Source organism: Streptomyces sp. NPDC057424 (assembly GCF_042803315.1).
Lineage (GTDB): Bacteria > Actinomycetota > Actinomycetes > Streptomycetales > Streptomycetaceae > Streptomyces.
Genome location: NZ_JBHVCP010000022.1, coordinates 25,661 through 44,428 on the forward strand (window position 1 = coordinate 25,661; position 18,768 = coordinate 44,428).

The window sequence follows — 18,768 nt, forward strand, 5'->3', positions numbered from 1 at the left end:
GGGCGTTGAACCCGTGCAGTGAGGGAAGGACTCTGCCGTGCCCGAGACCAGCGGTTCGACCGGACGTACCCCGGAGACGCATGTCATCGACTTCCGTGCCGCCGAGCAACTGCTCGCGGCGCGGGACCCGCGGGGCGCGGTGAAGCTGCTCGACGGAGTCATCGCCACGCACCCGGAGAACACCGCGGCGCGGCTGCTGCGGGCGCGTGCCTTCTTCGCGGCGGCGCAGCTGAGGCCGGCGGAGCTCGAGTTCCAGATCGTCCTGGAGCGGGAGCCGGACAACGCGTTCGCGCACTTCGCGCTCGCCCGCACGTATGAACGCCAGGGCCGTCCCGACCAGGCGAAGCGCCACTTCCGCCTGGCGGCCGCGCTCGACCCGAATCCGGAGTTCCTGAAGGCGGCGCGCTTCGACTCGTGAGCGGCCGCCTAAGATCGCTTCAGGAGTGTTGGTCCGGCGGCTGGTAGGGCGGGATGCCCGGGCCCGGCTGGTAGTGCGGGCCCTGACGGATGTGCCGGAGGACGACGGCCAGGTCGGTCGTGACGATCAGCAGCAGCACGCCGCAGGCGATGGCCCAACCGGTCCGCCCGGTGAGCGCGAACGCCACCGTCCCGAAGAGCGCCCAGGCCAGCCCCCACACGCTCAGCCAGAAGCGCGCCCGCAGGGCACTGCGCGCGGTCCGCGGTTCACTGCCTGTACGCATCCTTCGACCACCACTCCTGCCTGCAACGTACTCTTCGTGGCGAGGGTTCACCAAGGTCGACAGGAGAGCCGTGCATGCTGCCGGACGCCGACACGCTTCCCGAGATCCTGCTCGATCTCGCCGTGCCGCACGAGGACATCAACGACCTGGTCGCCCTGCGGCGGACACTCACCGGGGATGCCGGGGCCATGAGGCTCCTGGAGGAGTGCGTCGAGCAGCTGGTACGGGACATCGGAGAGGTCGGGGCCGAGGTGCCGCTCGCCGAGCGCCTCGCCGAAGCCCCGGCCGCGCTGGGCTCGTACTTCCCCGTGTACGTGTTCGTCGCGGCGTTGCCGCACACACGCGCGTACCACGGCGAGCGGGGTGTCACGGCGGACGTCAGCCGCCGGACCCTTGCCGACCTCGGGCGGAACATGGCGTTCCATCGACGGCGGCACGGCACGGGAGGAGTGCAGGTCTCGCGGTGGCTCACGCACCACTTCCGGGGTGAGCTGTACCAGCTGGGACGACTCCAGTTCGAGCGGGCCCGCCTCGGGCAGCGGACGGGGCGGGCGGTGGCGGCGGCCGGGCTGGACGCGGCGCCTGGGGAGCCATGTCTGAACCTGCACATCCCGGACTTCCATGGGCCGCTGTCACCAGCGGCCTGCGACCGTTCCCTGGAAATGGCGCGGGAGTTCTTCGCCCGCCACTTTCCGCGGGAGCGATATCGCGTGGCGGTGTGTCACTCCTGGCTGCTCGACCCGCAGCTGAAGCGCCACCTCGACCCGGACTCCAACATCATCCGGTTCCAGGAACGCTTCGAGCCCGGCCGCGACGCCGGTGAGGAGCCGGAACCGGCGGACACCGAGCCCGTCCGCTTCGTCTTCGGAGACCCGGACCTGCCGCGGGCCGACCTGCCGAGGCGCACGTCGGTGGAGCGAGCGGTGGGGGACCACCTGCGGGCCGGCGGCCACTGGTACGTGGAGCACGGCTGGTTCCGGCTGTAGTCACCGTGGCCTCAACTCCCCTCCCTCGCCGTCCCGTTCACTCGGTCGGGTGAAGGCGGCCGTCAGGGGAACGAGCGTGCGCATACGGCCCGTTGGACGGGCATGGAGATGAAAATGCGGGAGGGGTACGAGGGGACGGGACCCGGGGCCATCACCCCGGACGGCTGCGCGGTGGAACTCTACTCACGGCTGCCCGTCGGGGATGAACCGGAGGTCATCGCCGCCGCCGTCCCCGAGGGCGCGAGCATCCTGGAGCTGGGCAGCGGAGTCGGACGCATGACCCACGCACTGCTGGAGCGCGGCTTCACGGTCACGGCGGTGGACGAGTCCGCCCCGATGCTGGAGCGCGTGCGCGGCGCGCGGACGATACACGGCCCGATCGAGGAACTGGACCTGGGCGAGACGTTCGATGTGGTGCTGCTCGCCTCGTTTCTCGTACACACCGGAGACGCCGGGGTGCGGCGCGGCATGCTGCACACCTGCGTGCGTCATGTCGCGGAAGGCGGCTGCGTGCTGATCCAGCGGGAGGGCGAGGACTACCACGAGAACGTGCCGCGCGAGCGCAAGGACCCCAGCGGCTTCACCGTACGGATCGCGTCGTCGGAACCGGCCGGCGACGGGGTCAACTCGGTGCGTGCGGAGTACGAGTTCCCGGACGCCGTCTGGACCCAGACGTTCCGGGCGCGACCACTGACCAAGGAGCAGTTCGAGGAGGCGCTGGAGGAGGCGGGCCTGAAGGTGGACCGCTATCTGACGGAGGACCGGATATGGGTGCGGGCGGTGGCGGCGGTCTAGGGGACTCGGGTGCGTGAGAGCCCGGCTGGGGGAGCGGAACCGTGGCGCCTCAGCGGCTACGACACGGTCGCGACCTCCCTGGCGCTGCTCGGGGACACCGAACTGCGCGAACTGGTCCGCAGAGCCGTGCCGTTGGGCACCGGCATCGGCGGAGTATCGGCCCGGCTGGACGTGTCCGGCACCCCGGTCTTCGTGAAGCGGGTGCCCCTCACAGACCTGGAGCAGCGGCCGGAACACCGCGGGTCGACGGCCAACGTGTTCGGTCTGCCCATGATCTGCCAGTACGGCATCGGCGGGCCCGGGTTCGGGGCATGGCGGGAGGTCGCCGCCCACACCATGACCACGAACTGGGCGCTCTCCGGGCAGTTTCAGGGATTTCCGCTGATGTACCACTGGCGGGTGCTGCCGGACGGAATCCCCGATCTGCCGGAGGAACTGGCCGATGTGGAGAAGGCTGTCGCCTACTGGGGAGGGAGCGCGGCCGTACGACGGCGCATCGAGGCCCTGCAGCGGTCCTCGGCGAGCATCGCCCTCTTCCTGGAGTACGTGCCCCAGACCTTGCACGCGTGGCTCACGGCGCAGGCGCGAGCCGGTGACGAGGCGTTCGACCGGGCGTCCTCCCTCGCGGAGAGGGACCTGGCGGCCGGCACGTCCTTCATGAACAGCCGTGGGCTGCTCCACCTCGACGCCCACTTCGAGAACGTCCTCACCGACGGCCGGCGCCTTTACTTCACCGACTTCGGCCTGGCCCTGTCCACCCGCTTCGATCTCACACTCACCGAGGCCGGCTTCTACGACCGGCACAGCACCTACGACCGCTGCTACCGGGGTTCATTCGCAGTGCATCGGGCTTCAGCCCGGTGGTGAAGCGAATCTGATGGCTGCGGCGTGGAGCGTCGCCGCGTCTGGTCCGGCGGAGCCGGGCACGGCATGTTCGCAACCCGCGGCGCGGAGCGCCGCGGGTTGCTGGTCCCGGCGGAGCCGGGCTGTGCTCACACCGGCCGGTTCTGCTGCTCGATGTACTGCCTGACCACGGCGAGCGGGGCGCCGCCGACGGTGCCGGCGAAGTAGGAGCCCGACCACAGCTTGTTGGCCCGCCAGTAGTGCCGTACCAGGTCGGGGAACTCCATGCGCAGACGGCGTGAGGAGACGCCCTTGAGGGAGTTGACCAACTTGGTGACGGCTACCTTGGGCGGGAAATTCACCAGCAGGTGGACGTGGTTGTTCTCGCCGTTGAACTCCACCAGCGTGCACTCGAAGTCCGCGCACACCGACCGCATGATCTCCTCCATGCGCGTCAGATGAACATCGGTGAACACCTTGTGCCGGAACTTGGTCACAAAGACCAAGTGCACATGCATCACGAAAGTACAGTGCCGACCAGTCCTGATCTTCTGCATCTCACTCATAACCCAAATATGTAGCGTGGCCGTCATGCAGCTCAGGTACGCCTTCAGGCTGTACCCGGACACCGGCCAGCAGCAGGCGTTGGCGAAGGCGTTCGGGTGCGCCCGCGTCGTGTTCAACGACGCCCTGCACGCCCGCGAGAGCGCCCGCAGGGCCGGGAAACCGTTTCCGAAGATCGGCGAGCTGTCCAAACGGCTGATCACCCAGGCGAAGCAGACCGTGGAGCGGTCCTGGCTGGGCGAGGTCTCCGCGGTCGTTCTCCAGCAGTCCCTGCGCGACACCGAGACCGCCTACAGCAACTTCTTCGCCTCCCTCAAGGGCACCCGCAAGGGGCCCAGGACCGGTGCGCCGCGGTTGAAGTCCCGCAAGGATGCCCGCCAATCGATCCGGTTCACCGCCAACGCCCGCTGGAAGATCACCGACAGCGGACGGCTGAACCTGCCGAAGATCGGGGCGGTGAAGGTGAAGTGGTCCCGCACGCTGCCCACCACCCCCACCTCGGTCACCGTGGTCAAGGATTCCTCCGGGCGGTACTTCGCCTCCTTCGTCATCGACACCGACCCACAGGCGGATGCCGAGCGGATGCCCGCCACCGACCGCACCGTCGGCATCGACCTCGGCCTCACCCACTTCGCCGTCCTGTCCGACGGCACGAAGATCGACTCCCCGCGGTTTCTGCGCCGCGCGGAGAAGAAGCTGAAGACAACCCAGCGGGAACTGTCCCGCAAGCAGAAGGGTTCGAAGAACCGCGAAAAGGCCCGGCTCAAGGTCGCTCGCGCCCACGTCAAGGTCACCGACGCCCGCCATGAGTTCCACCACCAGCTCTCCACAAAACTGATCTCCGAGAACCAAGGGATCGCCGTGGAGGACCTGTCGGTGACGGGACTGGCACGCACCAGGCTGGCCAAGTCCGTCCACGACGCCGGCTGGGCCTCATTCGTGAACATGCTGGAGTACAAAGCACAACGGTACGGACGGACCCTGATCAAGATCGGCCGGTACGAGCCGACGAGTCAGGTCTGCTCCACCTGCGGCGTCAAAGACGGGCCCAAACCCCTCGACGCGAGGGAATGGACCTGCGCCGCCTGCGGCACTGTCCACGACCGGGACACCAACGCCGCGATCAACGTGAAGACGGCCGCCGGACTGGCGGTATCGGCCTGCGGAGCGCCGGTAAGACCAGAACTCGTTCTGGCACAGCGCGAAGAAACAGGAAGCCACGGATTCCCGACCGAACCCCGTGCCGCGTAGCGGCACAGCAACAAGTCGAGAAGGCCAGAATCCTCGGGCTTCAGCCCGAGGTGCAAGTCAAACGGCCAGTTACCTCGTGAACTGGCTGATCACCGCCCTGTACGGCGGAGACTGGGAGACACGTGACGAACTGATACGAGCGTGAGCCGAAGGGCTGCAACCCACCGGGGTGCCACCCGGGACAGCGGAGATCCTCACCCGCAACGCCCCGGTCGCGGCCGTGATGACCGACTTCTACCGCACCCTCCAGGGGGAAAGCCGGACGACTCCCTACCCGAGGGAGAAGCTCCAACGGCTTGTCCCTGACGGGCTGAGGGGATCGGCGTGACATTCCGCTCGGCTTCTCCTCCATGGCGATGAGTTCCGGGAGGACGGCCGGTCTACCTCTCCGGCACCACCACGGACCGCTTCCCTCAGGAGACCTCGATGCCCGAGACCGCCGCCACCGCCACCGCCGCCACCGCCACCGCCACCGCCGCCGCCGCCGTCGGCTCCACCCCGGCCGGCACCGTCATCGCCGAGTCCGCGACCGCTCGCGGGCGGCGTGCCCGGATCGCCCTGCGCGCTCTGCAGGTGCTGCTCGCCCTCTTCTACGCGATACCGAGCGCCCTGCCCAAGCTGATCGGGCACGCGTCGGCCGCCGAGTCGTTCGAGCGGCTCGGCTGGGGCAGCGTGGGGATGTACACCATCGGTGTGCTCGAACTGGCCGGAGCGATCGCCCTGTTGATCCCGGTGCTCCAGTCGGTGGCGGCGATGGCGCTGAGCGCGTTGATGGTGGGCGCGTTCATCGTGCAGATAGCCGTCTTCGACGGGCAGTACGCTGCGACGCCGCTGATTCTGATCGTGCCGCTCGCCCTCATCGCGTGGGCACGGCGGGGGCACAACGCTGAGCTGCTCCGGCTGTTGCGGCGAGGGGCGTGACCGGGCGCGACCGTGTCGCTCACGGCTCCAGCGGTGTCCGGCAGGGCCTGGCGGCCCCTCCCGGGCACCGGCGGCCCGAGGGGTGCGGCCGGTTCCTCGGCCTGCTCACGGCCTGGGTTTGCCCGAGCCGCTGCCGAACCCCCCGCCTGGACCGGGGCCAGCGGCGGGACCGGGCATGCTGCCCGGGCCGGCCACGCCGCGGAGGCGTTCCATTTCGCGGCGGTCGCGCTTCGTCGGGCGGCCGGCGCCGCGGTCGCGGATGCCGGCGGGGGCGACGGCCTCGCGGGGCGGGGGCGGCGGGGAGTTGTCGATGTAGCACTGGGTGGCCACGGGGGCTCCGACCCGCTTGCGGATCAGCCGGGTGACGACGACGACCCGCTCGCGGCCCTCGTGCCGCAGACGCACCTCGTCCCCTACGCGGACGTTGTGTGCGGGCTTCACGCGCTCGCCGTTGACGCGCACGTGGCCGCCCCGGCAGGCGGTGGCTCCCATGGAACGAGTCTTGACGAGGCGTACGGACCAGATCCAGCTGTCGACGCGCACGGCCGTGCCGCTCTGCGGGCCCGCGGCCTCGGCGGCGGCGATCGCCGCGGCGACCTTCGGATCCAGGGTCTTCGTATCACCGTTCCCGGAGCCGCCGGCGGCCTCGGGGGTCTCGGGCGCCGTGCCCGGGCCCGCGTCCTCGGTCCCGTCCGTCCTCTCGTGCTCCGCACCTTGAGAAGCCATGCCCCCGACCTTAGTCCTCCGAGTCGCCCTGCCGGGCGGGATATCGCCCTCCGAGCGACTATCCCGACTCCATCGCAGCGTCTCCAGCGCGGGTCGCGCCACCGCGCTGTCCGTCCAGTCCCTCGCCCAGCAGCTGGTCGGCGCGCTCACCGGCCTGATCGTCGGGGCCCTGAGGCCCGGCCCGTTGCCCTGGCTGCTGACGGAAGCCGCACTCTGGCCGGCGCCCTGCTCTGGCTCCGCCGGAGCGGTGAACGGCCCCGCAGGTCAGCAGCGCCTGAGCCCGCACCCGGGCGGCGCCGGACCCGCCCAGGATCTTGCCCCCTGTGACGAGCGGGCCCTCGCCTGCACCTACCGTGGAGTGATGGATGCCAGCGGCCTTCCCCTCCTCGACCGGCGCATCGCGGACTGCCGGGCCTGCCCGCGGCTGGTCTCCTGGCGCGAGGAGGCGGCCCGCGCCAAGCGAGCCGCCTTCGCGGACTGGACGTACTGGGGCCGGCCGGTGCCCGGTTTCGGGCCCGGGGACGCCCGGCTGCTGATCGTGGGGCTCGCCCCCGCCGCCCACGGCGGCAACCGTACCGGCCGGATGTTCACCGGCGACCGCTCCGGAGACGTCCTCTTCGAGGCGCTGTACGACGTGGGCCTCGCCTCCCAGCCGACCGCCCTGCACGCCCATGACGGCCTGGAGCTGCACGGCGTACGCGTCACCTCGCCCGTGCACTGCGCCCCGCCCGCCAACAAACCCACCCCCGAGGAGCGGGACACCTGCCGCCCCTGGCTCGTGCAGGAACTGCGGCTGCTGCGCCCGACGCTGCGGGCCGTGGTCGTACTCGGCGCCTTCGGCTGGCAGGCCGCGCTGCCCGCGTTCGCCGAGGCCGGCTGGTCCGTGCCCCGGCCGCGCCCCGCCTTCTCCCACGGTGCCCGGTTCCTTCTCGACGGCCTGGAACTCTTCGGCTGCTTCCACGTCAGCCAGCGCAACACCTTCACCGGCCGGCTCACCCCCGCCATGCTGCGCGACGTCCTGCGGACGGCCGGGCGGGCGGCGGGTCTGCCCAGGGAAGGCGGCTAGGGAACCTCCTCGCCGAACAGGTGGCGGACCGTGGAGCGGTAGTTGGTCCGTACGTGCGTCAGCGCGTGCGCGCGGGCGCGCTCCGGATCGCCCGAGGCGATGGCCTCGTACAGCTCGCGGTGCTCCACGAGGAGCTGCGGCCACTCCTCGTTGCGCCGGGTCATCCAGCGCAGCCGGCCGGCGACCGGTTCCAGGGCCTCGGTGAGCAGGCTGTTGCCGGCCATCGCCACGATGCGGTCGTGCAGCAGGCTGTTGACGTCGGTGATCGTCTCGGCGTCCCCGGCTTCGGTGGCGGCGGCCGCGCGGCCGAGGAGGTCCCGCATCTCGGTCAGATCCCCCGGTGTCGCGCGGGAGGCGGCGAGTCCGGCGGCGTAGACCTCCAGGGCCTCGCGCAGCTCGAACAGTTCCTTGACGTCGGTCGGGGTGAGGCGCCGTACGACCGTACGGCGGGGGGTCTCGAAGTGGACGAAGCCCTCGGTGACGAGCGCCCGGATCGCCTCCCGGACCGGCACGCGCGAGACACCGAAACGCTCCGCCAGCTCGCGTTCCACCAGGCGGTCGCCCGGGCGGAGACTGCCCGCGATGATCTCCTGGCGCAGATCGGCCGTGACGCGTTCGCGTACCGCTCCGAGGGGTTCGATCTTCGTCATGGAGCCCATCTTCGTCGACGCGAGGGGTGTTTTACGTAGCGTTAACGAGAGCGACATCGGTCAGAACGGTTGACGGGGAGACCATGAGCGCAGTTTGGTATACCAAAATCCCCCCGCTGGGCAGTGCCCACCGAACAGTCCTCCGCCGTCCCCTCGCTCATGGAGGCCCCGTGTCCCTCGCCGACCGTGCCGCAGCCACCGGCACCCCAGCGTTCGTCCCAGACCCCCGGCTCACCAACGAAGACCTCGCGCCTGCCAAGAAGCGCAACTGGAAGGTCTTCGACCTCTTCGCCATGTGGATGTCCGACGTCCACAACCTCGGCAACTACACCTTCGCCGCCGGGCTGCTCTTCCTGGGCATGAACGTCTGGCAGATCTTCACGTCCCTGCTCGTCGGGTTCGTGATCATCTACATCGGCATGAACTGGATGGGCAAGATCGGCCAGCGCCACGGCGTGCCCTTCCCGGTGGTCAGCCGGATCGCCTTCGGTGTCTGGGGCGCCAACATCCCGGCGCTGATCAGAGCCGTGATCGCCATCATGTGGTACGGCATCCAGACCTACCTCGCCTCCGTCGCCGTCAACGTGATGCTGCTCGCGGCCTGGCCGAGCCTGGAGTCGTGGACGCACAACTCCTTCCTCGGCCTGGACGCCCTCGGCTGGTTCTCCTTCATCGTCCTGTGGCTGGTCCAGGCGGCGATCATCAGCCGGGGCATGGAATCGGTCCGCAAGTTCCAGGACTTCTGCGGTCCGGCGATCTGGCTCGTGATGATCGCGCTGGCCGTGTGGATCCTCGCCAAGGCCGGCTGGACGATCTCGCTCACCTCCACCCCGCACCCGGTCTCCGTCGGCGAGCAGTGGCGCCAGTGGTTCGGCGCGATCGGCCTGGTCCTCGCCACGTACGGCACCCTGATGCTCAACTTCTGCGACTTCTCCCGCTTCGCCCCGGACTACAAGTCCGTCAGGCGCGGCAACTTCTGGGGCCTGCCCGTCAACTCCACTGCCTTCGTGATCGTGTCGGTCATCGTCACCGCGGGCGCCTTCGAGGTCTTCGGCAAGGAGATCACCGACCCGGCCTACCTCGTCGCCGAGATCGGCAGCACCTGGGTGCTGGTGCTGGGCGCGCTGACCTTCGCCATCGCCACCATGGGCGTCAACATCGTCGCCAACTTCGTCTCACCGGCGTACGACCTGGCCAACGTCTGGCCGCAGAAGATCACCTTCAAGGTCGGCGGCATGATCAGCACGGTCGCGGCGCTGCTCGTCACCCCCTGGAACCTCTTCTCCAACCCGACCGTCGTGAACTACTTCCTCGGCGGCCTCGGCGCCTTCCTCGGCCCGCTGTTCGGCGTGATCATGCTCGACTACTACTGGGTCAAGCGCGGGCGCGTGAACGTGGACGAACTGTTCGACGCCACCCCCGGCTCCCGCTACTACTACCGCAAGGGCGTCAACCCCAAGGCACTCTGGGCGTTCCTGCCGGCGGCCGGTGTCGCCGCGGTGCTCGCGCTGGTGAAGACCTTCAGCGACGTGGCGCCGTACTCCTGGTTCATCGGCACGGCGCTCGCGGCCGGGCTGTACGCGGTGCTGTGCCGCCCCGAGCGCACCACCGCGGAGGTCTGAGAGACGTGCGGATCGTCGTCACCAACTGCAACACCACGCAGGAGATGACCGAGGAGATCGTACGAGGTGCCCGGGCCGCCGCAGGCCCGGGCACCACCGTGACCGGACTGACCCCCGCCTGGGGGCCGGCGTCCGCGGAGGGCTGGCTCGACAGCTACCTGTCCGCCGCGGCCGTCCTGGACACGCTGCGGACCTACGACGGACCGCCGTACGACGCCGTGGTCATGGCCGGATTCGGGGAGCACGGAAGGGAGGGCGTACGGGAACTGGTGGACGTACCGGTCGTCGACATCACCGAGGCCGCGGCTCACCTCGCCTGCCTGCTGGGCCGCCGCTACGGCGTCGTGACCACGCTGGAGCGCTCGTGCGGCCAGATCGAGGACAGCCTGGAGACGGCGGGCGTGGCGCGGAACTGCGCGGCGATCGTCGCAACGGGCCTGAACGTGCTCGGCCTCGGCGACGACGAACGTACCGAGACGGCGTTCCTGGCCGCTGCCGAACGGGCCTGTGCGGCCGGGGCGGAGGTGCTCGTCCTGGGCTGCGCCGGCATGACGGGACTCCACCGGGCCGTCGGGGAGAAGCTGGGCCTGCCGGTCGTCGACGGGGTCGCCGCGGCGGTCAAACTGGCGGAGTCGCTCGTGGTGCTGGGCCTGACGACGAGCCGGGTGGGGAGCTACGCCGAGCCGCTCGCGAAACGGAGGGAGTGGGGGAGGCCCGCAGGGCAGGAGCTCAGGCCGGGCCGTCGAGTGTGACGTCGTCCTGGTGGGTGCCGTACAACCCCACCTGCCGGGCCATCACCTCCCGCATCGACGTGCCGGCGACGTCGGAGCCGACCCACACCTCCCCGCCCTCCCCGGTGAGCACCGCCCCGTGCAGCACCCGGCTGCGCTCACCGAGGACGACGGCCCCGCACAGGACGGCCGTAGGGGCGACGTGAGCGGACCCGGGGACGACGGGACGCCGCCCGCGGTGCTCGACCACCGTGGGACTCTCCTCAGGCGGACGACCCCTCGGGCACGACGGCCGTCGCCGTGATCTCCACCAGTTGTCCCGTGTACCCGAGACACGCCACGCCGATCAGCGTCGACGAGTGCGGACCCGCACTGAGGCCGGACGCCTCGACGACGCTCCAGACGGCGGACAGCACGGCGGGCTCACTGCTCACCACGTACACGTCGGTCGCCACCACGTGCGCCAGACCGCTCCCGACGGCGGCCAGTTGCTCCCGCAGGTTGTCGATGACCTGCTCGGCCTGCCGCACCGGATCTCCGGGCCCGACGAGTGTGCCGTCGGAACCCAGCGGTACGGATCCGGCGAGGAACGCCAGCCGTGTGCCGGCCTCGACGACGGACACGTGCGAGTAGGCGGGCGGCGGGAAGAGGCTCGGGACGGTGACGCGGCGGATCACGGGAGATCTCCGATCTGCGGGCGGCGACAGGACGACCCACCGATCATGCGGGCCCCGGCAGGCGCACGCACCCGTAATTCGGTTCCCGGCGACCGGGCCGCCCCCTACGCTTCTTCCCCGGACCCGCGCCTGCCCAGGAGCCCGCCGTGCCCACCCTCCCGGACCGGACCTTCCTCGCCACCACCGCCGACCGCCTCGCCGCCCTGCCCACCGTGGAGGCCGTCGCCCTCGGCGGCTCCCGGGCCCGGGGCACCGAACGGCCCGACAGCGACTGGGACCTGGCGGTCTACTACCGCGGCGGCTTCGACCCGGCCGGTCTCCGCGCGGCCGGCTGGGAGGGCGAGGTCAGCGAGATCGGCGCCTGGGGCGGAGGCGTCTTCAACGGAGGCGCCCGGCTGACGATCGAGGGCAGGAGGGTGGACGTCCACTACCGCGATCTGGCCGTCGTCGAACACGAGCTGGCCGAGGCGGAGCAGGGCCGTTTCCGCGTCGAGCCCCTCATGTTCCACCTGGCGGGCATCCCGACGTACCTGCTCGTCGCGGAACTGGCGATCAACAGGGTGCTGCGGGGCGACCTGCCGCGCCCGGGCGCCTATCCGCGGGCCCTGCGCGAGAGCGCCCCGGCCCACTGGCACGGGATGGCCGCGGCCACCCTCGCCTACGCCACGGCCGGCCACGCCCCGGGGAACGCCGTCACTCAGGTCGCGGGCGCGATCGCCCTCGCCGCGACACAGACCGCGCACGCGGTGCTCGCCGCGCGCGGGGAATGGGTCACCAACGACAAGGGGCTGGTGGCGCGGGCGGGGTTGCAGGAGGTGGACGCGGTCGTACGCGACCTCACGGACGGTCCGGCCGCGCTCACCCGGGCCGTCGCCGACACGGAGACGCTCCTCGCCCGGGCCGTGGGAGCCGTCACCGCCGGGTGAACTGGACGCGGGCCGGCTGTATGGCGTCCGGGCGGACCGCCATGCCGTCGACGGTGAGCTGTTCGCCGTAGATGTCGGTGAGCCTGAGGGGGCCGCCGCAGCCGGTGCCGTCGGGGGAGAGGAAGTAGTTGTACTCGGTACGGGTCAGCCGGCTCCAGCCGCTGCCGGTCCTGACCTCCAGCCGGGCCAGCGGGTTGCGGTGGCCCAGTGCCTGGATGCCGCACCAGTGGCGGCTGGAGCCGGTCTTGTAGCGGACCGAGATCGTGTCGGACGTACCGGGGCTCAGCAGGCTCCAGGTGACCGGGATCCGTCCCGCGGAGAGGCCCGCGAGCTTCGCGAACGCCTCCTTGCTGAGGTCGAGTTGGCCGGGAGCGCAGGGCAACGGGCATTCGTTGGTGATCCGGACCGTGACGGAGGCGCCGTTCGCCGCGCGGACGAGGATGTGCGCCCCGCACGCCTGGGACGTCTCGTAGTCGGTGTGGTTCATCGCCGCGACCATGAGGCCGGGGCTCGGCCCGTACAGACAGGCGCCGTCGCCGTCCTCGGCGTCGTAGTGGGTGGCGACGCCGTCGTAGGTGGTCCCGGGCTTGATCCGTCCTGCCAGGGGTGCGGTCCCGGAAGCCGGACGCGGGGCGGACGACCCGGTGGCGGTGGGCGAGGGCCGCGCCGGCGTGGTGCTCGGGGTGGGCTTCGGCGCCGGGGAGGACGGGGAGGCCGTGGAGGGCTTCGGTGCCGGTGTGGGCTTGTGTGTCGTCGGCGGGGCGCTCGGACGGGTGCTGGTGGCTGCCCCGGCCGCCGTCCGGACGGTGTCCGGTTCGCCGCCGGGGCGCAGGGCGATCACGAGGGAGACGAGGAGTCCGACGGCTGCCACGGCGACGGCCCAGACGAGGGCCGTGCGCCGCTTGCGAAGGGGACGGCGGTGGGATGCGGATGCCACGGATGAGTCCTTCGGTTCCTTGCGTGGTTCAGGAGAACGCGCGCTCACGACTCACCAGTGGTCACCGGGCCCGAAAAGGTTGCCGGGTCTCCTTTCCTGATTGCGTACATAAAGAACGCCGACTTCGAGCCGTCCGACATGTTCCGGAAACCTATCCTCCAGGAACCCCGCCTACCGTGGTCAGCCACACCCCGCCCCGGCCGCCGTCGCCCGAAGGCTCACCCCTGCCCTCGTCGAGACGACAGGAGCTCTGTGTCCCGCCGCATCACCCCGCACCTTCCGCCCTGGCTCGCGCACGCCCTGCGTCCTCAGCGGGGGCCGGTGCCCTGGAACGCGGTGACGCGGGGGGCCCTGTCCGCCGGGCCGTTGCTGCTCGTGGCCGTCCAGACCGGTCTCACCTCCCTCGGCGTCGTCGCCGCGGTCGCCGCCATGCTGGCCGGCATCAACGACCGGCCCGGGAGCCGGCGCGTCTCGGTCAAGCGGATCGGAGTGCCCGCCCTGGGCGGTGCGCTGGGGCTCGTGATCGGGACGTACACCGGGCAGGCGACCGGGGCGGTCGTGCTCACCGTGGTACTCACCCTCGTCGGGCTCGTCGCCGGGGGGATGAGCGCCGTCGGGCCCGTCGCCTCCGCCGTCGGGACACAGGTGCTGGTCGGCGCGGCGATCGGCGCCGGGATGCCCCTGCCGGAGCCGGGATGGGAGCGGGCACTCGCCTATCTCGCCGGGGCGGGGTGGCTGCTCGTGCTGCGGCTCGCCCTGCCCACACCCGGCTCCCTCGCCGGTGACTTCCGGTTCGACGGGGAGCGCGCGGCCGTGGCCGGTGTGTACGAGGCCGTCGCCGAGCTGCTCGACGCCGTCGGAGGCCCCGACGCCATCCGCCGCCGTGCCGCCCTGACCGCCGCCCTCGACCACGCCCAGGACGCCCTCGCCGGGCCCCGGCTGCGGAAGTACGCCTCCTCCTCCACCGAGCGGCGGCTGCACGCGCAGTACGCCGCGGCCCTGCCCCTCGCCGAGGCCGCCACCGCCCTCGCCTGGGCCGAGGAGGCCGTCGCCGGGCGGGCCTCCGAAGGCCCCCGGCGGCTCGCCGCCGCCGTGCGCGGCAACACCCACACCGGGCCGCTGCCCGCACCGTCCCGCTCGGCGCCCGCCCTGCGCGCCCTCGACGACGCCCTCCTGCACGCCGCCGAAGTGTTCGACCAGGGCCGGGGCGGCGATCTGCACACCCGGCCCCGCAGCGCCGGGGACCGGCTGCGCGCCGCCTTGGGCAGTGCCGGACGCGAGTACGGGCTGCGAGTCGCCCTCTGCTTCGGCGCCAGCTCGGCGGTCGCCCAGGCCCTGCACCAGACCCAGTGGTACGGACAGCACGAGCACTGGTACTGGCTGCCCGCCACCGCCGTCTTCCTGGTCAAGCCCGACCTCGGGCCGCTGGCCTCACGGGTCCTGAACCGGGCCGCCGGGACCGTGCTCGGGGCGCTGCTCTTCGCCGGGCTGGCCGCCGTCCTGCCCAGCCCGGAAGGGCTCATCGCGCTCGTCGCCCTCAGCGGAGCGCTCATACCCGTCGCCACCCGGCACTTCGCCGCCCAGACCGCGGTCGTCACCGTCCTGGTCCTCGCCCTGATCATGGTCGGCGGCGAGCCCCAGGCCTCCGCCGGCCGGATCGGCGAGACGCTGCTGGCCTGTGCGATCGTGCTGATCGTCGGGCACCTGCCGATGCCCGGACAGCGCGGCGGGGGCGTGCGCGCCCGGCTCGCGGCGGCGAGCGAGGCCGCGCACGCCTACCTCACGCACGTGCTCGACGAGGCCGACGCCCCGCGCATCGGGACCTCCGGCACCCCCTCCGACCACCGCGCCACCCGCTGGACCCTGCGTCGCGAGGCCTACCGCACGCTGGCCGAGGCCCGCTCGGCCATCTCCCTCGCCGCCCACGAACTGCCCGCCCTCGCCCGCCACACCGAGGGCGCGGACGAGGTGGCCGACCTCCTCGAACGCCTCGTCGACACCACGACCGCCTGCGCCGTGCACCTCGATGACACGGGCCGGATCGGGCCTCGCCACAAGGACCGCCTCGCGGCCGTCCTCACCGAACTCGCCGGACGGGGGGAACGGGTGGGGCTACATCCGCCCCGGACACCCCTCGCCGGGTAGCGCCCGGCACCGCCGCGGGCCTGCGGGTCGTCCGTCCGGCCGTGGTCGCCTCCTGGTTGCGGCGGCCGCTCCGGCACCGGCGACGTGCTCAGCCGCCGACCCGTACCCACACCGGAGCGTGATCCGATCCGGGCTCGCCCCGGCGCTCCGCCGGGTCGGGGCCGACCGACGGCAGGCCGGGCGGGCCCTCGCCGGGCAGCCCCGTGCCCGCCGCCGTCGCCCGGCGCACCAGGCGGTGGCTCAGCAGTATGTGGTCGATCAGCTCGCGCCGCCCGGAGTGCACCCGGGACCAGCGCTGCCCGGGCGGGATGAGCGGCGCCACGTCCCACAGCCGCGTCGCGTCGCCCCGGTCGGTCCGGTCGTAACCCGGTGTGCCGATCTCCGAGCCGGGCGGGCCGAGCAGGATCTGCGTGGTCGCCGCCTGCACCTCGTCGTTGAGGTCGCCCAGTACGGCCACGTCCCGAGCCCGCCCGTCACCGGCCAGCAACTCGTCCGCGAGCGCGCGCAACGCCGTCGCCTCGGCGGCCCGCCGGAACAGGGCATAGGCGCCGTAGCGGGCCCGTTCGCCCTCGTCGCGCGGCTGGAACCGGCCGTTCGGATACGACAGCAGCTTCGACTTCAGATGGCAGACGGCCACCCGCAACGGCCCGTCCCCGCCCTCGACCTCCACCGCCAGGACACCCCGCCCCGCCCGCCCCGCCGTCAGCCCCGCGTCGTCCGCCTGGACGGGACGCAGCTCCGCCGGGAACGCCCGCGTGTCGGCCAGCACCCTCACCGTCGTACGGCTCAGGAACCCGACCCGTATGCCCCGGCTGTCCGCGTGCTCGGACACGGCGACGTGCCAGTCGTCGTCGAGCATCCCGGCCAGGTCCTTCAGGGCCTCGGGGTCCCCGACCTCCTGCACACCGAGCAGGGCCGGATCGAGTTCGGTGATCACGGCGGCGAGCGCGGCGAGCTTCGCCTCGTACCCGGCCTCGTCCCGCGGGCCGTACGGGCCGCCGGGCCGGTACAGGTTCTCCAGATTCCAGGTGCCGAGGAGCATGCCGGGCTCCTTTCCGAAGCCGACAGACGGGGTGGTGAGGCCAGGGTGCGCGCCCGGCCCGTCCCGCGACAGAGCCGTGACGGGATGTGCGGTTCGGCTCATGCCGCCCTACGACGTCGTCGTACGTTGGCGTGGTGACGCCCTCTGCCGCGGACGGTCCCGCCGACCTCATCATCAGCGCATGTACCGTCCTCGTGCACGACGATCAAGAGCGGATCGAGTTCGCGCGGGACGCCGCGATCGTCGTACGCGACGGGGTCGTCGACGCGGTCACGACCACCGCACAGGCCGCGGACCTGCCCGCCGCCGAGCGGATCGACGCCCCCGGCCAGGTCGCCCTGCCCGGCCTGATCAACTGTCACACGCACGCACCGATGGTCGCGCTGCGTGGCCTCGCCGAGGACCTCCCCACCGAGGAGTGGTTCAACGACGTCGTCTGGCCCGTCGAGTCCAACCTCACGGCGAAGGACGTCGAGTTGGGGGCGCGGCTCGCCTGTGCCGAGATGATCCGCGCGGGCGTCACGTGCTTCGCCGACCACTACTTCGCGATGGACGCGGTGGCGCGAGTGGTCGCGGACTGCGGCATGCGGGCGCTGCTCGGGGAGGCCTTCTTCTCCTCGCAGGGCCCCGAAGGCCGCGAGCGGTCACTGGAGTTCGCGCTGCGGCACCGCGGCGCGGCCGACGGCCGGATCACCACCGCGCTCGCCCCCCACGCGCCTTACACGGTCGACGACGCCGCCCTCGCCGCCACCGCCGAGCTCGCCCGCACCCACGGCCTGACCGTGCACCTGCACGCCGCCGAGAACCGCGACCAGACCGAGACCAGCCTCGCCCGCCACGGCGCGACCCCCATCGGGGTCCTGGAACGCACCGGCATCCTCCACACGGACCTCCTCCTCGCCCACGGCACCGGCATCATCGACAGCGACCTCCCCGTGCTGGAGCGGGCAGACGGTCGTACGGCCGTCGCCTGCGCGCCCCGCGGCTACCTCAAGTTCGCCTGGCCCGACACCACACCGGTCCGCGCCCTGCGTGACATCGGCGTCGATGTCGGACTCGCCACCGACGGCGCCGCCTCCAACAACAACCTCGACGTGTGGGAGTCCATGGCTCTCACCTCGCTGGTCCAGAAGTCGGCCGAGGGCGACCCCCGCTGGCTGACCTCCCGCCAGGCCCTGCACCACGCCACCGTGCAGAGCGCCCGCGCCGTGGGCCTCGGGGACAGCGCCGGCAGCATCGCGCCCGGCCGGAGGGCCGACATCGTCCTGGTCGACCTCACCGGGCCGCACACCCGGCCCGTCCACGACCTCGCCGCCACCCTCGTGCACAGCGCCCGCTCCGCCGACGTCCGCACCACGATCGTCGACGGACGGATCCTCATGCGTGACCGGGATCTGCTGACGATCGACGTGCCGACCGTGGTCAGGGAACTGGAGGAGCGGCTGCCCGCGCTCGTCGACCGCGGCCACGGCCGGCGCATCCAGCGGTACGACACCTGACGGCACGCGAAGACGTTCCGGAAATTCTCCCGGGCGGCGATGAGTTCCGCGCTCGACCTGTTCGAGGGCCGGAGGCAGCTCGTCGTCTCCCCCTTCATGTCCGCGCCCGAGTGGGACGCGGGCTGCCGCAGCTGCTCCGCATTCCTGGACCAGATGGGGCATATCGCCCATCTCCAGGCCCAGGACGCGTCGTTCGCAGCCGTACCCCGCGCGCCCTACCCGAGGATCTTCCTGCCGGCCCGGTGCGGTGGGCTCCAGCAGGCCAGGAGCCGAAGGGGCGCGCGTCCGCCTTTGGGGCGCCTGTGGGAAGCGAGTGCATCAAGTTTCACGACGAGTGACGACTATTGATACGGAAAGTGAACACATAAGCCAAGAGGCTGAGAGGTTGGTCACACTTGACGGTGAACGCGTGTCAACTACGTCTCAGAACCGTCACTTCGCGAGCCGTTCACCCCATGGTTGGCGTTTAACTCTACGAGTACAGCGCTACATGGAGGTGCAGGGTGAACGGGCGAACGGTGCTCGAGCGCTTTCCCGCCGGTGGGCCGCGTGGCTCCTGGCCTGCGGAGGAGTTCGCGCAGGCGCGGCGGAGCGAGGGCCTGCCTGCCGAGGTCGTCATGGACCTCGCCACGGACATGTTCCTGGTGATCGTGCGCAGCGGGGACGTGGCCGACGCCACGGCCTGA

General features: G+C 71.6%; 20 protein-coding genes and 2 pseudogenes. 14 read left to right on the plus strand and 8 right to left on the minus strand.

Annotated features, from left to right (window positions below):
* Window positions 1-37 precede the first annotated feature (37 nt).
* Complete coding sequence (locus ACFU3E_RS19175) at window positions 38-418, plus strand: tetratricopeptide repeat protein (protein WP_283969766.1); 381 nt, start codon at window positions 38-40, stop codon at window positions 416-418.
* Window positions 419-437: 19 nt separating this feature from the next.
* Here ACFU3E_RS19175 and ACFU3E_RS19180 read toward each other — a convergent pair whose 3' ends face one another.
* Window positions 438-701 (minus strand): DUF6343 family protein, encoded by a 264-nt coding sequence (locus ACFU3E_RS19180; protein WP_384159199.1) that lies wholly within the window; start codon window positions 699-701, stop codon window positions 438-440.
* Between the two features lie 74 nt (window positions 702-775).
* On the opposite strand from ACFU3E_RS19180, the gene ACFU3E_RS19185 reads away from it, so the two are divergent.
* The 3 genes and pseudogenes from ACFU3E_RS19185 to ACFU3E_RS19195 all read left to right on the plus strand — a co-directional run.
* On the plus strand, window positions 776-1,687 hold the full coding sequence (locus ACFU3E_RS19185) for an acyltransferase domain-containing protein (protein ID WP_384159201.1): 912 nt from the start codon (window positions 776-778) through the stop codon (window positions 1,685-1,687).
* Window positions 1,688-1,801: 114 nt separating this feature from the next.
* Window positions 1,802-2,482, plus strand: a complete 681-nt coding sequence (locus ACFU3E_RS19190; RefSeq protein ID WP_384159203.1) for a class I SAM-dependent methyltransferase — start codon at window positions 1,802-1,804, stop codon at window positions 2,480-2,482.
* A gap of 9 nt (window positions 2,483-2,491) precedes the next feature.
* A pseudogene (locus tag ACFU3E_RS19195) lies at window positions 2,492-3,328 on the plus strand (protein kinase family protein); the annotation flags it as partial.
* 146 nt (window positions 3,329-3,474) lie between these two features.
* On the opposite strand, the gene tnpA reads toward ACFU3E_RS19195, so the two are convergent.
* Window positions 3,475-3,891 (minus strand): IS200/IS605 family transposase, encoded by a 417-nt coding sequence (tnpA, locus tag ACFU3E_RS19200; protein WP_384159206.1) that lies wholly within the window; start codon window positions 3,889-3,891, stop codon window positions 3,475-3,477.
* 25 nt (window positions 3,892-3,916) lie between these two features.
* Here tnpA and ACFU3E_RS19205 point away from each other — a divergent pair, with 25 nt between their 5' ends.
* Together ACFU3E_RS19205 and ACFU3E_RS19210 are read left to right on the plus strand one after the other, a co-directional pair.
* Window positions 3,917-5,140: an RNA-guided endonuclease InsQ/TnpB family protein gene (locus ACFU3E_RS19205; protein WP_384159209.1), complete on the plus strand. Its 1,224-nt coding sequence runs from the start codon at window positions 3,917-3,919 to the stop codon at window positions 5,138-5,140.
* A 426-nt stretch (window positions 5,141-5,566) separates the two neighbouring features.
* The gene (locus tag ACFU3E_RS19210; protein WP_384159212.1) at window positions 5,567-6,061 is read left to right on the plus strand and encodes a DoxX family protein; all 495 of its coding nucleotides are present in this window, start codon (window positions 5,567-5,569) and stop codon (window positions 6,059-6,061) included.
* Between the two features lie 105 nt (window positions 6,062-6,166).
* Here the strand turns inward: ACFU3E_RS19210 and ACFU3E_RS19215 are convergent, their stop codons facing one another.
* Window positions 6,167-6,787 (minus strand): RNA-binding S4 domain-containing protein, encoded by a 621-nt coding sequence (locus ACFU3E_RS19215; protein ID WP_384159216.1) that lies wholly within the window; start codon window positions 6,785-6,787, stop codon window positions 6,167-6,169.
* A 361-nt stretch (window positions 6,788-7,148) separates the two neighbouring features.
* Here ACFU3E_RS19215 and ACFU3E_RS19220 point away from each other — a divergent pair, with 361 nt between their 5' ends.
* Window positions 7,149-7,853 carry a uracil-DNA glycosylase gene (locus ACFU3E_RS19220; RefSeq protein ID WP_384159219.1) on the plus strand — a complete coding sequence of 235 codons (705 nt, stop codon included), beginning with the start codon at window positions 7,149-7,151 and terminating at the stop codon, window positions 7,851-7,853.
* On the opposite strand, the gene ACFU3E_RS19225 is transcribed toward ACFU3E_RS19220, so the two are convergent.
* On the minus strand, window positions 7,850-8,512 hold the full coding sequence (locus tag ACFU3E_RS19225; protein WP_384159222.1) for a GntR family transcriptional regulator: 663 nt from the start codon (window positions 8,510-8,512) through the stop codon (window positions 7,850-7,852). The two genes, ACFU3E_RS19220 and ACFU3E_RS19225, sit on opposite strands and share 4 nt — an antisense overlap.
* 161 nt (window positions 8,513-8,673) lie before the next feature.
* Between ACFU3E_RS19225 and ACFU3E_RS19230 the strand changes: the two genes are divergently transcribed.
* Both ACFU3E_RS19230 and ACFU3E_RS19235 read left to right on the plus strand, forming a co-directional pair.
* Window positions 8,674-10,125 (plus strand): NCS1 family nucleobase:cation symporter-1, encoded by a 1,452-nt coding sequence (locus ACFU3E_RS19230; RefSeq protein ID WP_384159225.1) that lies wholly within the window; start codon window positions 8,674-8,676, stop codon window positions 10,123-10,125.
* Window positions 10,126-10,130: 5 nt separating this feature from the next.
* Complete coding sequence (locus ACFU3E_RS19235) at window positions 10,131-10,877, plus strand: aspartate/glutamate racemase family protein (protein WP_384159228.1); 747 nt, start codon at window positions 10,131-10,133, stop codon at window positions 10,875-10,877.
* Here ACFU3E_RS19235 and ACFU3E_RS19240 read toward each other — a convergent pair.
* The gene (locus ACFU3E_RS19240) at window positions 10,855-11,106 is read right to left on the minus strand and encodes a hypothetical protein (protein WP_384159231.1); all 252 of its coding nucleotides are present in this window, start codon (window positions 11,104-11,106) and stop codon (window positions 10,855-10,857) included. The genes ACFU3E_RS19235 and ACFU3E_RS19240 overlap by 23 nt on opposite strands.
* A 13-nt stretch (window positions 11,107-11,119) precedes the next feature.
* On the minus strand, window positions 11,120-11,533 hold the full coding sequence (locus ACFU3E_RS19245) for a RidA family protein (protein ID WP_384159234.1): 414 nt from the start codon (window positions 11,531-11,533) through the stop codon (window positions 11,120-11,122).
* Window positions 11,534-11,679: 146 nt separating this feature from the next.
* Here ACFU3E_RS19245 and ACFU3E_RS19250 point away from each other — a divergent pair, with 146 nt between their 5' ends.
* Window positions 11,680-12,459: a nucleotidyltransferase domain-containing protein gene (locus ACFU3E_RS19250; protein WP_384159237.1), complete on the plus strand. Its 780-nt coding sequence runs from the start codon at window positions 11,680-11,682 to the stop codon at window positions 12,457-12,459.
* On the opposite strand, the gene ACFU3E_RS19255 is transcribed toward ACFU3E_RS19250, so the two are convergent.
* On the minus strand, window positions 12,446-13,396 hold the full coding sequence (locus tag ACFU3E_RS19255; protein WP_384159241.1) for an expansin EXLX1 family cellulose-binding protein: 951 nt from the start codon (window positions 13,394-13,396) through the stop codon (window positions 12,446-12,448). The genes ACFU3E_RS19250 and ACFU3E_RS19255 overlap by 14 nt on opposite strands.
* A gap of 252 nt (window positions 13,397-13,648) precedes the next feature.
* Here ACFU3E_RS19255 and ACFU3E_RS19260 point away from each other — a divergent pair, with 252 nt between their 5' ends.
* A complete protein-coding gene (locus tag ACFU3E_RS19260) occupies window positions 13,649-15,541 on the plus strand; it encodes an FUSC family protein (protein ID WP_384159243.1) in 1,893 nt (630 codons plus the stop codon).
* Window positions 15,542-15,629: 88 nt separating this feature from the next.
* Here the strand turns inward: ACFU3E_RS19260 and ACFU3E_RS19265 are convergent, their stop codons facing one another.
* Window positions 15,630-16,583 (minus strand): endonuclease/exonuclease/phosphatase family protein, encoded by a 954-nt coding sequence (locus ACFU3E_RS19265; RefSeq protein ID WP_384159246.1) that lies wholly within the window; start codon window positions 16,581-16,583, stop codon window positions 15,630-15,632.
* A gap of 134 nt (window positions 16,584-16,717) precedes the next feature.
* On the opposite strand from ACFU3E_RS19265, the gene ACFU3E_RS19270 reads away from it, so the two are divergent.
* The 3 genes and pseudogenes from ACFU3E_RS19270 to ACFU3E_RS19280 all read left to right on the plus strand — a co-directional run bounded on the left by ACFU3E_RS19270 (window position 16,718) and on the right by ACFU3E_RS19280 (window position 18,768).
* Window positions 16,718-18,082 (plus strand): amidohydrolase, encoded by a 1,365-nt coding sequence (locus tag ACFU3E_RS19270; protein WP_384159248.1) that lies wholly within the window; start codon window positions 16,718-16,720, stop codon window positions 18,080-18,082.
* A gap of 42 nt (window positions 18,083-18,124) precedes the next feature.
* Window positions 18,125-18,331, plus strand: a pseudogene (locus tag ACFU3E_RS19275) (DUF899 family protein); the annotation flags it as partial.
* Window positions 18,332-18,585: 254 nt separating this feature from the next.
* Window positions 18,586-18,768, plus strand: coding sequence for a hypothetical protein (locus ACFU3E_RS19280; RefSeq protein WP_010039591.1), 183 nt, complete (start codon window positions 18,586-18,588; stop codon window positions 18,766-18,768).

Excerpts from the sequence above, each read along its gene's own strand:
- ACFU3E_RS19180 (WP_384159199.1), bottom strand. The coding sequence starts at position 701 with ATGCGTACAGGCAGTGAACCGCGGACCGCGCGCAGTGCCCTGCGGGCG.
- ACFU3E_RS19185 (WP_384159201.1), top strand. The coding sequence starts at position 776 with ATGCTGCCGGACGCCGACACGCTTCCCGAGATCCTGCTCGATCTCGCC.
- ACFU3E_RS19190 (WP_384159203.1), top strand. The coding sequence starts at position 1,802 with ATGCGGGAGGGGTACGAGGGGACGGGACCCGGGGCCATCACCCCGGAC.
- tnpA (WP_384159206.1), bottom strand. The coding sequence starts at position 3,891 with ATGAGTGAGATGCAGAAGATCAGGACTGGTCGGCACTGTACTTTCGTG.
- ACFU3E_RS19205 (WP_384159209.1), top strand. The coding sequence starts at position 3,917 with ATGCAGCTCAGGTACGCCTTCAGGCTGTACCCGGACACCGGCCAGCAG.
- ACFU3E_RS19210 (WP_384159212.1), top strand. The coding sequence starts at position 5,567 with ATGCCCGAGACCGCCGCCACCGCCACCGCCGCCACCGCCACCGCCACC.
- ACFU3E_RS19215 (WP_384159216.1), bottom strand. The coding sequence starts at position 6,787 with ATGGCTTCTCAAGGTGCGGAGCACGAGAGGACGGACGGGACCGAGGAC.
- ACFU3E_RS19220 (WP_384159219.1), top strand. The coding sequence starts at position 7,149 with ATGGATGCCAGCGGCCTTCCCCTCCTCGACCGGCGCATCGCGGACTGC.
- ACFU3E_RS19225 (WP_384159222.1), bottom strand. The coding sequence starts at position 8,512 with ATGGGCTCCATGACGAAGATCGAACCCCTCGGAGCGGTACGCGAACGC.
- ACFU3E_RS19265 (WP_384159246.1), bottom strand. The coding sequence starts at position 16,583 with ATGCTCCTCGGCACCTGGAATCTGGAGAACCTGTACCGGCCCGGCGGC.